We start from the raw sequence: 12,061 nt of genomic DNA on the forward strand, positions 1-12,061 counted from the left end.
CTGTATGTACCGCAGGTCGGCATCATCAACCCGGGCGAGTTCGCGCCGATCAACTCGATCGAAGTGGTGATCTGGGTCGCCGTCGGCGGGCGTGGCACGCTGTACGGCGCAGTCGCCGGTGCCGTGCTCGTCAACTACGCGAAGACCTGGTTCACCGCCGCGTTCCCGGAGATCTGGCTGTATGCGCTCGGGGCGCTGTTCGTCGGCGCGACCTTGTTCCTGCCGAAGGGTGTTGTCGGCCTCATCCCAGCACGCAAGGTGAAAACCGCATGAGTACCTCGCCTGCCACCACCGGCCCGATCGGCCTGCGCACCAAGCCCACCGGCAAGCGTCGCAGCACCAATGCGCCGAGCCCGGATCTGAGCCACAACATCATCCTGTACGTCGAAGGCGTGACCAAGAGCTTCGACGGCTTCAAGGCGCTCAACGATCTCAGCCTGTACATCGAGACCGGCGAACTGCGCTGCGTCATCGGCCCGAACGGCGCCGGCAAGACGACGATGATGGACGTCATCACCGGCAAGACTCAGCCCGATACCGGCTCGGTCTGGTTCGGCCAGACCATCGATCTGCTCGGCATGAGCGAACCGGAAATCGCCCAGGCCGGCATCGGCCGCAAGTTCCAGAAGCCCACCGTGTTTCCCGAGCACAGCGTGTTCGAGAACCTCGAACTGGCGATGGCCTGCGACAAGTCGGTGTGGAAGATCCTGTTCGCCAAGCTCAATGCCGCGCAGCGCGAACGCATCGATGAAGTGCTCGGCATCATCGGCCTCAAGGATCATCGCTACGGCAAGGCTGGCGCCCTGTCGCATGGCCAGAAGCAGTGGCTGGAGATCGGCATGCTGCTGATGCAGGACCCGCTGGTGCTGCTGGTCGACGAACCGGTGGCCGGCATGACGCCCCAGGAAACCGAGCGCACCGCCGAGCTGCTGGTCAGCCTCGCCGGCAAGCATTCGGTGGTGGTGGTCGAGCACGACATGAACTTCGTCCGCTCCATCGCCCGCAAGGTCACGGTGCTGCACGAAGGCCATGTGCTCGCCGAGGGCACGATGGACGAGGTGCAGAACGATCCGCAGGTCAAGCGCGTGTATCTAGGTGAGTGAGAACAGACCGATGAGCGATTCGATGGTGAAGATCAGCGGCCTGAACCAGTTCTACGGTGGCAGCCACACCTTGTGGGATCTCGATGTCGACGTGCCGCGCGGCTCGCGCATGTGCCTGATGGGCCGCAACGGCATGGGCAAGACGACGATGCTGAAATGCCTGATGGGTCTGATTCCGACCGCCTCCGGCAGCATCAGCTACGACGGCGGCAAGGAGCTGCGCGGCGTCGCCGCCGACAAGCGCGCCGGCATGGGCATCGGCTATGTGCCGCAAGGCCGGGAGATCTTTTCGCAGCTGACCGTCGAGGAGAATCTCAGAGTCGGTCTCGAAGCCCGTGGCCTGAAGACCGCGAAGAAGAAGGAACTGACCGACTACGTGCACAGCCTGTTTCCGGTCTTGAAGCAGATGAGCCAGCGCCGCGGCGGTGACTTGTCCGGCGGTCAGCAGCAACAGCTGGCGATCGGCCGCGCGCTGACCCTGGAACCGAAGCTGCTGATCCTCGACGAACCCTGCGAAGGCATTCAGCCGAACATCGTCGCCGACATCGGCGATCTGATCCTGCGGCTGAACAAGGATCTGGGCCTGACGGTATTGCTGGTCGAACAGAAGCTGCCGTTCGCGCGCAGAGTCGCCAGCGATTTCGTGATTCTCGACAAAGGCCGCGCCGTGGCCAAGGGCGCGATCGGCGAGCTGACCGATGAGATGGTGAAGCAGCATTTGACCGTGTGATCATCGGGTCATGAACGCAGAAATCGCAGGGCGGGAAAGCCGCGTCTTCATGCGGCGCATCCCGCCATTCGCGAACGGCGGGATGCGCGATACCACCGCTTTCCCGCCCTGCTGTTTGCGATGAACGCCGCGCTATCAGAGGCATCGCCCCGTGGCTGGCAAGCCGAACTCGAGCTGGGCTTCGTTGGCGGTGCGGCGCGAACCACCCTCGCCCGCCGCCATCACCTCGGGCCGCTGCGAGTGCAGCGGCCGTTCTATCCGGACGGGCCGGTCTGCAATGTCTATGTCGTCCATCCGCCGGGTGGTGTGGTCGGCGGTGATCGCCTGGACCTGCGCTTCAACGCCGGCGCCGGCGCCCACGCGCTGCTGACGACGCCGGCCGCCGGCAAGTTCTATCGCAGCGCCGGGCCTGAAGCGCGGCAGAAGATCGACATCCGTCTCAACGCCGCAGCGCTCGAATGGCTGCCGCAGGAAACCATCTACTACCCGGGCGCCGTCGTCCGCCAGCAGACGGTGATCCGGCTCGATGCCGCCTCGCGTTACATCGGCTGGGATCTCGGTGCCTATGGCCTGGCCACGCGCGGCGAACGCTTCGACAGCGGCATCAGTCACCAGAGCCTGGAGCTGTGGCGGAACGATCGTCCGCTGCTGATCGATCGCCTGCGGCTGGCCGGCGGCGGCCCGGCGTTCAAGGCTGCCTGGGGTCTGGCCGATCTGCCGGTGCTCGGCACCTTCGTCGCCTGTCCGGCAAGCTCGGCGGACGTCGATGCGGCGCGCGAGTCGGTCGCCCGTCATGATGACGTGACTCTCGGCATCAGCCTCGTCGATGGCGTGCTGATCGGCCGCGTGCTGGCGCGACAGACCGATGCGGCGATGCGAAGCTTGATGCATCTGTGGCGAACCCTGCGGCCCCGGCTGATGCAGCGCGAAGCGGTGCTGCCGCGCATCTGGGCCACCTGAACAACCGAGAGGAACGATGGAACTGAGTCCCCGCGAGAAGGACAAGCTGCTGATCTTCACCGCCGGCCTGGTCGCCGAACGGCGCAAGGCGCGCGGCGTGAAACTGAACTACCCGGAAGCGATCGCCTATATCTCGGCGGCGATCCTCGAAGGCGCGCGCGACGGCAAGTCGGTCGCCGAGCTGATGAGCTACGGCACCACCCTGCTGAGCCGTGACGACGTCATGGACGGCATCGCCGAAATGATTCCGGACGTGCAGGTGGAAGCGACCTTCCCGGACGGCACCAAGCTGGTCACCGTCCACAACCCCATTCCCTGAGGAGGCCGCGATGATTCCTGGTGAACTGCTGCCGTTCGATGGGCCCGACATCGAACTCAATGCCGGCCGCGAGACCTTAAGCCTGAGAGTCGCCAACGTCGGCGACCGGCCGATCCAGGTCGGCTCGCACTATCACTTCTTCGAGACCAACGACTCGCTGCATTTCGATCGCGCCGCCGCTCGCGGCTTCCGGCTGAACATTCCGGCCGGCACCGCGGTGCGCTTCGAGCCGGGCCAGGAACGCAATATCGAACTGGTCGCCTATGCCGGCGATCGCATCGTTCATGGCTTTCAGGGCAAGGTGGAGGGAGCGCTATGAAGATCAGCAGAGCCGACTACGCCAGCCTCTACGGCCCGACCACCGGCGATCGTCTGCGTCTGGCCGATACCGCGCTGATCATCGAGATCGAGCGCGATCACACGATCTACGGCGACGAAGTCAGCTTCGGCGGCGGCAAGGTGATTCGTGACGGCATGGGCCAGAGTCAAAGGCTCAGTGCGTTCACTGCCGACACGGTGATCACCAACGTCGTGATCGTCGATCACTGGGGCATCGTCAAGGCCGATATCGGCATCAAGGCCGGGCGCATCAGCGGCATCGGCAAGGCCGGCAATCCGGACGTGCAGCCGGGTGTCGACATCGTCATCGGCCCGGGCACCGAGATCATCGCCGGCGAAGGCCAGATCATCACGGCTGGCGCGATCGACTCGCACATTCACTTCATCTGCCCGCAGCAGGTGGAGGACGCGATGATGTCCGGCACCACGACCATGATCGGCGGCGGCACCGGCCCTGCGACCGGCACCAATGCCACCACCTGCACGCCCGGCCCCTGGCATCTCGCGCGGATGCTGCAGGCGGTGGAAGGCTTGCCGATCAACTTCGGCTTTCTCGGCAAGGGCAATGCTTCGCTACCCGGCGCGCTCGAGGAACAACTCGAAGCCGGCGCCATGGGCCTGAAGCTGCACGAGGACTGGGGCACCACGCCGAAGGCGATCGACAATTGCCTGAACGTCGCCGAAAAGTACGACGTGCAGGTGGCGATCCATACCGACACCTTGAACGAATCCGGCTTCGTCGAAGCCACGCTCGCCGCGTTCAAGGGCCGCGCTATTCACACCTATCACACCGAAGGCGCTGGCGGCGGCCACGCGCCGGACATCATCCGCGCCTGTGGCGAAGCCAATGTGCTGCCTTCGTCGACCAATCCGACGCGGCCATACACAGTGAACACGGTCGACGAACATCTCGACATGCTGATGGTCTGCCACCACCTCGATCCGGGCATTCCGGAAGACGTGGCGTTCGCCGAGTCGCGCATCCGCCGGGAGACCATCGCCGCCGAGGACATCCTGCACGACCTCGGCGCGTTCTCGATGATCTCGTCGGACAGCCAGGCGATGGGCCGCATCGGCGAAGTCATCACTCGCACCTGGCAGACCGCGCACAAGATGAAAACCCAGCGCGGCCCGCTCGGCACCGACCCGGATCGTCACGACAATTTCCGCGTCCGCCGCTATGTCGCCAAGTACACGATCAACCCGGCGATCACCCATGGCGTGGCCCGTGAAGTCGGCTCGATCGAGGTCGGCAAGCTCGCCGATCTGGTGCTGTGGCGGCCGGCGTTCTTCGGCGCCAAGCCGTCGATGATCATCAAGGGCGGCATGATCGTCGCCGCGCCGATGGGCGATCCGAATGCGTCCATTCCAACCCCGCAGCCGGTGCACTACCGGCCGATGTTCGGCGCCTTCGGCCGCGCGATCGCCGAGACCTCGGTGAGCTTCGTGTCGCAGGCCGGGCTCGATGCCGGGCTGGGCGACAAGCTGGGCCTGGGCAAGCGCCTGGTCGCCTGCAAGAACACCCGCGCGATCCGCAAGCGCGATCTGATCCTCAACGACTACATGCCGAAGATCGAAGTCGACGCCCAGACCTACGAGGTGCGCGCCGATGGCGTGCGCCTGCATTGCGAGCCGGCGGCGGTGTTGCCGCTGGCGCAGCGGTATTTCCTGTTTTGAACGCCGTACTCAGCGATAACTGATGCTCACGATCACCAAACGCCTCGGCGACGGCGCCCACGCCGCCACCATCAAGATCGAACTGCCGTTCGATCTGCGCACCCGCAGCCGCCAGCTGGCGAAGCTGTCGACCGGCGAAGAAGTGGGCTTGCGCCTCGAACGCGGCCTGGTGCTGCGTGGCGGCGATCATCTGATCACCGACGACGGCCGCGTGGTCGAAATCGTCGCGATGGCCGAGGTGGTGTCGACGGTCACCTGCGACGATCCCTGGCGGCTGGCGCGCGCCAGCTATCACCTCGGCAACCGCCATGTGCCGGTGCAGATCGGCGCCGGCTGGCTGCGCTTCCGCCACGATCACGTGCTCGATGAAATGCTGCGCGGCCAGGGTTTCACGGTCACCGTCGAGGAAGCGCCGTTCGAGCCGGAAGGCGGCGCGTATGGCGGCCACGGGCACGGTCATTCTCACGGGCACGGACACGGCTGAACGGCATGTACGGTCACGGTGTCGCCGGCGGCACAGCGCTGCTGCGCTTGCTGAATCTGACCAGCCCGGCGCTGCCGATCGGCAGCTTCCATTTCTCGCAGGGGCTGGAGGACGCGGTCGAACGGCGGCTGGTCGTCGATGAAGCAAGCGCTGGCGACTGGATCGCCGGCCTGGCCGCGCAGTCGGTCGGCACGCTCGATCTGCCGATGCTGCTGCGCCTGCACGCGGCCTGGACCGACAAGCGCCCGCCGTGGGCGCTGCGGCTCAGCGCGCGGCTGATCGCCTGCCGTGAAACCGCCGAGCTGCGCGCCGAAGACCGGCATCTCGGTTCAGCACTCGCGCGAGTGCTGATCGAGCATGGCATCGAGGAGGCCAAGCCCTGGATCGGCAACGTCGATGCCAGCCACGCCGCGCTGTTCGCGCTGGCCGCCGTGCGCTGGGACATCTGCGCGCCGGACGCCGCCACCGGCTATCTGTGGAGCTGGTGCGAGAACCAGGTGCTGGCGGCGATCAAGCTGGTGCCGCTCGGCCAGAGCGCCGGCCAGCGCCTGCTCGGCCAGTTGATCGAGCGGATTCCGGAGATCGTCGAAACCGCAGCGACCATCGATGACGACGACATCGGCATCGCCAGCCCGATGCAGGGCATCGCCAGTGCTCGCCACGAATCCCAGTATTCGCGGCTGTTCCGCTCGTAAGCCGCTTCCGATTCTGGCGCTGGCACCCGTTTTGCTCAGCCGTGGAAACAAGCGAGGAGAGCCGCCAATGAGCATGACGACACCGGAACGCAGCAGGCACCCAGCGTGAGCGGCCACATCGACGCCGCCTGGCGCTTCGGCCGCAAGACCGGCCTGGTGCTGACGGCCGGCGGTTCGCGCGGCGCCTATCAGGCCGGCGTGCTGAAACGGATCGGCGAGATTCCGGCCTTGCGTGGCGGGCCTTCGCCGTTCCCGATCGTCACCGGCGCTTCGGCCGGCGCGATCAATGGCAGCTTGATCGCCGGCGGCAGCGAGGACTTCCACGACGCCACACGTCGCCTGGCCAAGCTGTGGTCGACGCTGCGCGCCGAGCAGGTCTATCGCACCGATCTCCGAGCACTGCTGCGCAATGGCTGGAAGCTCGGGCTCGATGTGGTGACCGGTGCGAACTTCGGCGCCGGCCGGGTCGCGTCGCTGCTCGATACCTCGCCGTTGCCGGCGTTCCTGAAAGAGCATCTGCCGATCGGCGGCGTCGGCCGGGCCATCGATGCCGGCCGGCTGTATGCCCTGGCGGTGACCGCCACCGGCTATCACTCCGGCAAGTCCTACACCTTCATCGAAGGCCGCAAGGGTCATCCGCTGTGGCTGAAAAGCCGTCGTGTGGCGCTGGCGACGAAGATCGGCATCGAGCATGTCTGTGCCTCGGCCTCGATTCCGATCGTGTTCCCGCCGGCGCCGGTGGCGATCGACGGCGTCACCGCCTGGTTCGGTGATGGCGCGCTGCGCCTGACCACGCCGATGAGCCCGGCGATCCGCCTCGGCGCCAATCGGCTGCTGGCGATCGGCATCCGCTGCTCCGCTGCCGCCGACAACCTGACCCGCGCCGAACTGGCACCGGCTGGCGCAGACGATGCGATGACCCTGCGCCGGCCGCCGCTGTCGCAGATCTGCGGCGTGTTCATGAACGCGGTGTTCCTCGATCACCTCGACGCCGATCTCGATCATCTGTGCCGGATGAACGAGCTGATCGCGGCGATGCCCGAGGCCAGCCGCGAGTTCGTCAACGGCAAGATGCGCGAACCGATCAAGGTCGTCGAGCCGCTGGCAATCTCGCCGTCGGAAGACCTGGCGGTGATCGCCAACGCGCTGAAGCACCGGATTCCGGCCACCGTGCGCTACCTGCTCGACGCGCTCGGCACGCCGGACGCACGCAGCGCCGATCTGACCAGCTACCTGCTGTTCGACGCCGAGTACACCCGCGAGCTGATCCGCATCGGCTACCAGGATGCTTCGTCACGGATCGACGAGATCGAAGCGTTTCTGCGTCAGCCGGCCGCAGCCAGCAGTCGAGAAGAAACTCCGTAGGGCGGGAAAGCCGAGGCGCATCCCGCCACCCGGGCGGCACCGAATTTGGCGGGATGCGCCTTCGGCTTTCCCGCCCTACGTCAGGCGGTTGCTACCAGCATCCCCTGCCGCACGATGAACGCGATCACTTCGTCCAGCCCCACGCCCGTCTTCAGATTGGTGAACACGAACGGCCGCTCGCCGCGCATCTTCCTGGCGTCACGATCCATCACTTCGAGCGAGGCGCCGACATACGGCGCCAGGTCGATCTTGTTGATGATCAGCAGATCGGACTTGGTGATGCCCGGCCCGCCCTTGCGCGGAATCTTGTCGCCGGCGGCGACGTCGATCACGTACAGCGTCAGGTCGGACAATTCGGGGCTGAAGGTCGCGGCGAGGTTGTCGCCGCCGCTCTCGACGATGATCAGATCGAGATCGGCGAAGTCCCGGTTCAGTTCGTCGATCGCGGCGAGGTTCATCGAGGCATCTTCGCGGATCGCCGTGTGCGGACAGCCGCCGGTCTCGACACCGCGGATGCGCTCCGGCGCGAGGGCCGCGCTGCGGATCAGGAATTCCTGATCCTCGCGGGTGTAGATGTCGTTGGTGACCACGGCGATGTTGTAGTCGGCGCGCATACGCTTGCACAGGCTGTCGACCAGCGCGGTCTTGCCGGAGCCCACCGGTCCGCCCACGCCCAGCCGCAATGCTTCGGTTCGCGTCGTCATCGTTGTTTCGTCCTGAGGTCTGTTGCAGCGTGCAGCAATGGTCATACCACGGTGGCCGTGCTGCGCAGGGGCGGATGACGTATTGCCCCCGCGTTCGTCCCGCTCAAAGCAGCAGCGCGCCTTCATGGCTCAGCAGCCATTCCTTGCGTTCCAGGCCGCCGCCGTAACCGGTGAGGTTGCCGTTGGCGCCGATCACGCGATGGCAGGGCACGATGATCGAGATCGGATTGCGGCCGTTGGCGAGGCCGACCGCGCGCGAAGCCTTGGCATCGCCCAGCCTCGTTGCCAGCTCGCCGTAGCGGGTGGTGACGCCGAAGGGGATCTCCAGCAACGCCGTCCAGACCCGCTGCTGAAACGCGGTGCCGACTGGCGCCAGTGGCAGATCAAACACGGTTCGCTTGCGCTCGAAATACTCGTGCAGTTGCGCGATCACCGCCTTGAATGGCGCCTCGTCCCGACGCCAATCCGGCCGCTGGCCGAGCCAGCGATCGTGCGGCTCCATGTACAGCGCCTGCAGTGCCCTGCCATTGCCGATCAGCAGCAGCTCGCCGATCGGGCTCGGCGTGAGGCAGTAGATCGTTGTTAGCGTCGCTGGCTCGATCTGCTTCATCCGCCGGCCTCGGTGTTGGTGCCCATGCGCAGCAAGCGCCACAGGTACAGCGCGGCGTAGGCGCGATACGGCCGCCAGGCTTCGGCGGCGGCATCGGCGGCTTTCGGCTTGATGCCGCCGAGAGCGTTGCACAGCGCCAGATCGCCAGTCGGAAAGGCATCGGCATCGCGGAGCGCGCGCATCGCGACGTAGTTCGATGTCCAGTGGCCGATACCGGGAATCGCGCGGAAACGTTCCAGCTCGACGACGTGATCGCAGCCCGGCTCGAGCACCAGCTCGCCGGCGACATAGGCCTTGGCGACGGCGTGGATGCTGGTCGCGCGGCGCTGGGTCAGGCCGAGATTGATCAAGGTCTGAACTTCTGCGGCGGCGATCAGCGCGGCGCGCGGGCTGAAGAATTTCAGCTCGGCGAATGGCGTCACCACCGGTTCGCCGAACGCGGCAGCGAAGCGGCTGAACAAGGTGGTCGCCGCCTTGACGGTGACCTGCTGGCCGACGATCGCGCGCAGCACCAGCTCGAAGCCGTCGAAGCCGCCGGGCACCCGCAGGCCGGGCGTTGCCTTGATCACCGGCGCGAGTCGCGCATCCTTGGCCAGCACGGCGGCAATGGCGATCGGATCAGCTTCGAGATCGAGCAGCTGGCGCAGCTTCGCGGTCAACAGCGGCAGCACCGGCTCCAGCGATGGCGACAGCTCGACAGCCAGCTGATCGGCCCTTTTTGTTGCCGATACCGCGAGCCAGCCGCGCGCGCCCGCCAGGCTAACGGTGCGCAGATAACGGCCGTCGACCACCGCTTCGACACCGGCTGCACCACGGCCACCGAGGAAGCCGAGCAGCGCCTCCCAGGCCAGCGGTGGCTGGTAGGCCAGCGTCAGCCGCAGCGTGTCGCCGCTCACTCTCCGGTCTTCGGCTTGGTCGTCGGCTTGGTCAGGGCTTCGCCGGACAGCAGACGCGCACTCAGCCGGCGCAACAGTTCCGGATCAGCCTCGTCACCGAACAGCGCGCGGCTGCGGCGCACCCCGTCGGCAAGCTGGAAGTTCAGCAGCATCAGCTGGCTCTTGACGATGCTCGATGGCAACAGCGTCGCCTCGAAGGACGCGCCGTTGCCGTTCTCGACGGTCCACTTGGCGCTGCCTGTGTGGTCCGCCGCATGCCAGGTCAGCCGGGTCAGCGCCTTCGGCCCGAAACCGAGCAAGCTGTGCCGACGCAGGCTGAACCAGGACAGCATCAGCAGTCCGGACAGCAGCAGGCCGGAGCTGTCCGGCGGCTGCGCGGCAAAGACCAGCGCTGCCGCGACGACGTGGACGATCACCAGCCCCTGCAGACCGCGCAGGCTGGCGCGCGGGCGCAGATCAATCGTTGCGTTGAAGCTGTTCGATGACATGGAGGTATTGGGCAGGAGGCGGGGTCTGGCCGATGATCCAGGCCCAGAGATCCGGGTCTTCGCATTCGAGCAGGCGCAGGAACACCCACTGATCGTCGGGGCTGGCAGTTTCGTAATGGCGGGCGAGATAGCCGCCGAACAGCACATCGAGTTCCTTCATGCCGCGGCGGCACAGAAAGCGGAGTCGGGCGAGATCGCTCATGGATGGGAAGGGTTCGAAAGAGGGTGGCGGATTATCGCCTGATGGTGCGACCGCTACACGAGCACCTGCCGCGTGCGGCGCGCAAACCAGTGAATCTGCTGCTCGACCTTCGGATCGATCATCACCTCAGGCCGCGCACCATTCGGACACGGCAGCCGCGGCGTGGTGCCGAACAGGCGGCAGATCAGCGGCCGCTCGCCGTACACGGTGCAGCCCTGCGGGCCGAGATGCGGACAACTCAGTTCGGCGAGCGCTGCATCGCGCGCCGCCGTGCTCTTGCGCGGCAGCCGTGCCATCTCGGTAGACGACGCGGTGACCGGGCCACAGCAGTCATGGCAGCCGGGGACGCAGGCGAACGACGGAATCTGCTTGCGCAGCGCATCGATGACGCGATCGTCGTGGCTCAGACTCATGTCGATGTCTCCCGCTTCACTGCAGCCGAGATGACGATAGATCACTCGCGGAGTATTCGCAGCGCTGTAAGGCTGCGTCCCATCGACCACCAGAATCCAAGCAACCGTCGATACCCCAGAAGGCTGTCTTCGCTTGACGCACGAGCAGCAGCACTCCAAAGAAGACGAGACCGAGTCCGACCAGGCGCCATCGCCGGTGCTTGCGAACGAAGCCGACAATCGTCATCGCAAGGCCGACGAGAATCAGCATGTAGCCAAGCAGGAGCAATCCGTATTCGATCAGGGCTTCCATCTCTGTCCTCCAAAAAACAAAGGCGGCCCGAAGGCCGCCTCTGATCAAGGTGTTACAGGTTAGAAGAGCGCCCTTCTGCTTCCCCGGCCCGGCGATGAAGCTGCCGGGCGTTCGAATCCGCTGCGAGCAGTGCTCGCAAAGCGCGGATTCTCACCCACGACGTTCCACCAGCATCTTCTTGGTCTCGGCAATCGCCAGCGCCGGGTTCAGACCCTTCGGGCAGGTCTTCGCGCAGTTCATGATCGTATGGCAGCGATACAGCTTGAACGGATCTTCGAGCTGGTCCAGACGTTCACCGGTGGCTTCGTCGCGGGAGTCGACCAGCCAGCGGTAGGCGGCCATCAGCACGGCCGGGCCGAGGTAGCGGTCGCCGTTCCACCAGTAGCTCGGGCAGCTGGTCGAGCAGCAGGCGCAGAGGATGCACTCGTAGAGGCCGTCGAGCTTGGCGCGGTCTTCTTCGCTCTGCAGGCGTTCGCGGGTCGGCGCTGGCGTGTCGGTCTTCAGCCAGGGCTCGACGGACGCGTACTGGGCGTAGAAATGGGTCAGGTCCGGAATCAGATCCTTGATCACCGGCATATGCGGCAGCGGGTAGATCTTGACCTCGCCCTTCACCTCGTCGCAGGCCTTGGTGCAGGCCAGGGTATTGGTGCCGTCGATGTTCATCGCGCAGGAGCCGCAGATGCCTTCGCGGCAGCTGCGACGGAAGGTCAGGCTGGCGTCCATCTCGCTCTTGATCTTGATCAGCGCGTCGAGAACCATCGGGCCGCACTTGTCCATGTCGATC

At 65.9% G+C, this 12,061-nt stretch carries 17 protein-coding genes and 1 pseudogene; 10 read left to right on the forward strand and 8 right to left on the reverse strand.

The window, feature by feature from the left end; all coding sequences use genetic code 11:
* The 10 genes and pseudogenes from Q0D45_RS00570 to Q0D45_RS00615 form a co-directional block, all read left to right on the forward strand.
* Positions 1-273, forward strand: a pseudogene (locus tag Q0D45_RS00570) (urea ABC transporter permease subunit UrtC); the annotation flags it as partial.
* Positions 270-1,103, forward strand: coding sequence for an urea ABC transporter ATP-binding protein UrtD (urtD, locus tag Q0D45_RS00575; protein WP_293387212.1), 834 nt, complete (start codon positions 270-272; stop codon positions 1,101-1,103). The pseudogene Q0D45_RS00570 and the gene urtD, both read left to right, overlap by 4 nt.
* A 22-nt stretch (positions 1,104-1,125) precedes the next feature.
* A complete protein-coding gene (gene urtE, locus Q0D45_RS00580) occupies positions 1,126-1,833 on the forward strand; it encodes an urea ABC transporter ATP-binding subunit UrtE (protein ID WP_366946295.1) in 708 nt (235 codons plus the stop codon).
* Positions 1,834-1,953: 120 nt separating this feature from the next.
* Positions 1,954-2,793 (forward strand): urease accessory protein UreD, encoded by an 840-nt coding sequence (locus Q0D45_RS00585; RefSeq protein WP_293387216.1) that lies wholly within the window; start codon positions 1,954-1,956, stop codon positions 2,791-2,793.
* 16 nt (positions 2,794-2,809) lie between these two features.
* Positions 2,810-3,112 (forward strand): urease subunit gamma, encoded by a 303-nt coding sequence (gene ureA / locus Q0D45_RS00590; RefSeq protein ID WP_293387218.1) that lies wholly within the window; start codon positions 2,810-2,812, stop codon positions 3,110-3,112.
* Positions 3,113-3,122: 10 nt separating this feature from the next.
* Complete coding sequence (locus Q0D45_RS00595) at positions 3,123-3,431, forward strand: urease subunit beta (RefSeq protein WP_293387220.1); 309 nt, start codon at positions 3,123-3,125, stop codon at positions 3,429-3,431.
* Complete coding sequence (gene ureC, locus Q0D45_RS00600) at positions 3,428-5,128, forward strand: urease subunit alpha (RefSeq protein ID WP_293387222.1); 1,701 nt, start codon at positions 3,428-3,430, stop codon at positions 5,126-5,128. Before Q0D45_RS00595 ends, ureC begins: the two co-directional genes overlap by 4 nt.
* A gap of 22 nt (positions 5,129-5,150) precedes the next feature.
* Complete coding sequence (ureE, locus tag Q0D45_RS00605) at positions 5,151-5,612, forward strand: urease accessory protein UreE (protein WP_293387224.1); 462 nt, start codon at positions 5,151-5,153, stop codon at positions 5,610-5,612.
* Between the two features lie 5 nt (positions 5,613-5,617).
* Positions 5,618-6,307 (forward strand): urease accessory protein UreF, encoded by a 690-nt coding sequence (locus tag Q0D45_RS00610; RefSeq protein WP_293387226.1) that lies wholly within the window; start codon positions 5,618-5,620, stop codon positions 6,305-6,307.
* Positions 6,308-6,412: 105 nt separating this feature from the next.
* Positions 6,413-7,672 carry a patatin-like phospholipase family protein gene (locus Q0D45_RS00615; protein WP_293387228.1) on the forward strand — a complete coding sequence of 420 codons (1,260 nt, stop codon included), beginning with the start codon at positions 6,413-6,415 and terminating at the stop codon, positions 7,670-7,672.
* Between the two features lie 80 nt (positions 7,673-7,752).
* Here the strand turns inward: Q0D45_RS00615 and ureG are convergent, their stop codons facing one another.
* From ureG to Q0D45_RS00655, 8 genes are all read right to left on the reverse strand, one after another.
* Positions 7,753-8,376: an urease accessory protein UreG gene (ureG, locus tag Q0D45_RS00620; protein ID WP_293387230.1), complete on the reverse strand. Its 624-nt coding sequence runs from the start codon at positions 8,374-8,376 to the stop codon at positions 7,753-7,755.
* Positions 8,377-8,479: 103 nt separating this feature from the next.
* A complete protein-coding gene (locus tag Q0D45_RS00625) occupies positions 8,480-8,986 on the reverse strand; it encodes a methylated-DNA--[protein]-cysteine S-methyltransferase (RefSeq protein WP_293387232.1) in 507 nt (168 codons plus the stop codon).
* Positions 8,983-9,882: an AlkA N-terminal domain-containing protein gene (locus Q0D45_RS00630; protein ID WP_293387234.1), complete on the reverse strand. Its 900-nt coding sequence runs from the start codon at positions 9,880-9,882 to the stop codon at positions 8,983-8,985. Before Q0D45_RS00630 ends, Q0D45_RS00625 begins: the two co-directional genes overlap by 4 nt.
* On the reverse strand, positions 9,879-10,370 hold the full coding sequence (locus Q0D45_RS00635; RefSeq protein ID WP_293387236.1) for a protein YgfX: 492 nt from the start codon (positions 10,368-10,370) through the stop codon (positions 9,879-9,881). The genes Q0D45_RS00630 and Q0D45_RS00635 overlap by 4 nt, the downstream gene beginning before the upstream one ends.
* On the reverse strand, positions 10,339-10,572 hold the full coding sequence (locus Q0D45_RS00640; protein ID WP_293387238.1) for a succinate dehydrogenase assembly factor 2: 234 nt from the start codon (positions 10,570-10,572) through the stop codon (positions 10,339-10,341). Before Q0D45_RS00640 ends, Q0D45_RS00635 begins: the two co-directional genes overlap by 32 nt.
* A gap of 53 nt (positions 10,573-10,625) precedes the next feature.
* Positions 10,626-10,979, reverse strand: a complete 354-nt coding sequence (locus tag Q0D45_RS00645; RefSeq protein ID WP_366946296.1) for a YkgJ family cysteine cluster protein — start codon at positions 10,977-10,979, stop codon at positions 10,626-10,628.
* 22 nt (positions 10,980-11,001) lie between these two features.
* Positions 11,002-11,277, reverse strand: coding sequence for a hypothetical protein (locus tag Q0D45_RS00650; protein WP_293387242.1), 276 nt, complete (start codon positions 11,275-11,277; stop codon positions 11,002-11,004).
* A gap of 150 nt (positions 11,278-11,427) precedes the next feature.
* Positions 11,428-12,061, reverse strand: a 634-nt coding sequence (locus Q0D45_RS00655) for a succinate dehydrogenase iron-sulfur subunit (protein WP_293387244.1), incomplete at its 5' end; no start/stop codon positions are given.

It is taken from the genome of Nevskia sp., assembly GCF_023266035.1.
Classification (GTDB): domain Bacteria; phylum Pseudomonadota; class Gammaproteobacteria; order Nevskiales; family Nevskiaceae; genus Nevskia.

Excerpts from the sequence above, each read along its gene's own strand:
- urtD (WP_293387212.1), top strand. The coding sequence starts at position 270 with ATGAGTACCTCGCCTGCCACCACCGGCCCGATCGGCCTGCGCACCAAG.
- urtE (WP_366946295.1), top strand. The coding sequence starts at position 1,126 with ATGGTGAAGATCAGCGGCCTGAACCAGTTCTACGGTGGCAGCCACACC.
- Q0D45_RS00585 (WP_293387216.1), top strand. The coding sequence starts at position 1,954 with ATGAACGCCGCGCTATCAGAGGCATCGCCCCGTGGCTGGCAAGCCGAA.
- ureA (WP_293387218.1), top strand. The coding sequence starts at position 2,810 with ATGGAACTGAGTCCCCGCGAGAAGGACAAGCTGCTGATCTTCACCGCC.
- Q0D45_RS00595 (WP_293387220.1), top strand. The coding sequence starts at position 3,123 with ATGATTCCTGGTGAACTGCTGCCGTTCGATGGGCCCGACATCGAACTC.
- ureC (WP_293387222.1), top strand. The coding sequence starts at position 3,428 with ATGAAGATCAGCAGAGCCGACTACGCCAGCCTCTACGGCCCGACCACC.
- ureE (WP_293387224.1), top strand. The coding sequence starts at position 5,151 with ATGCTCACGATCACCAAACGCCTCGGCGACGGCGCCCACGCCGCCACC.
- Q0D45_RS00610 (WP_293387226.1), top strand. The coding sequence starts at position 5,618 with ATGTACGGTCACGGTGTCGCCGGCGGCACAGCGCTGCTGCGCTTGCTG.
- ureG (WP_293387230.1), bottom strand. The coding sequence starts at position 8,376 with ATGACGACGCGAACCGAAGCATTGCGGCTGGGCGTGGGCGGACCGGTG.
- Q0D45_RS00625 (WP_293387232.1), bottom strand. The coding sequence starts at position 8,986 with ATGAAGCAGATCGAGCCAGCGACGCTAACAACGATCTACTGCCTCACG.
- Q0D45_RS00635 (WP_293387236.1), bottom strand. The coding sequence starts at position 10,370 with ATGTCATCGAACAGCTTCAACGCAACGATTGATCTGCGCCCGCGCGCC.
- Q0D45_RS00640 (WP_293387238.1), bottom strand. The coding sequence starts at position 10,572 with ATGAGCGATCTCGCCCGACTCCGCTTTCTGTGCCGCCGCGGCATGAAG.
- Q0D45_RS00650 (WP_293387242.1), bottom strand. The coding sequence starts at position 11,277 with ATGGAAGCCCTGATCGAATACGGATTGCTCCTGCTTGGCTACATGCTG.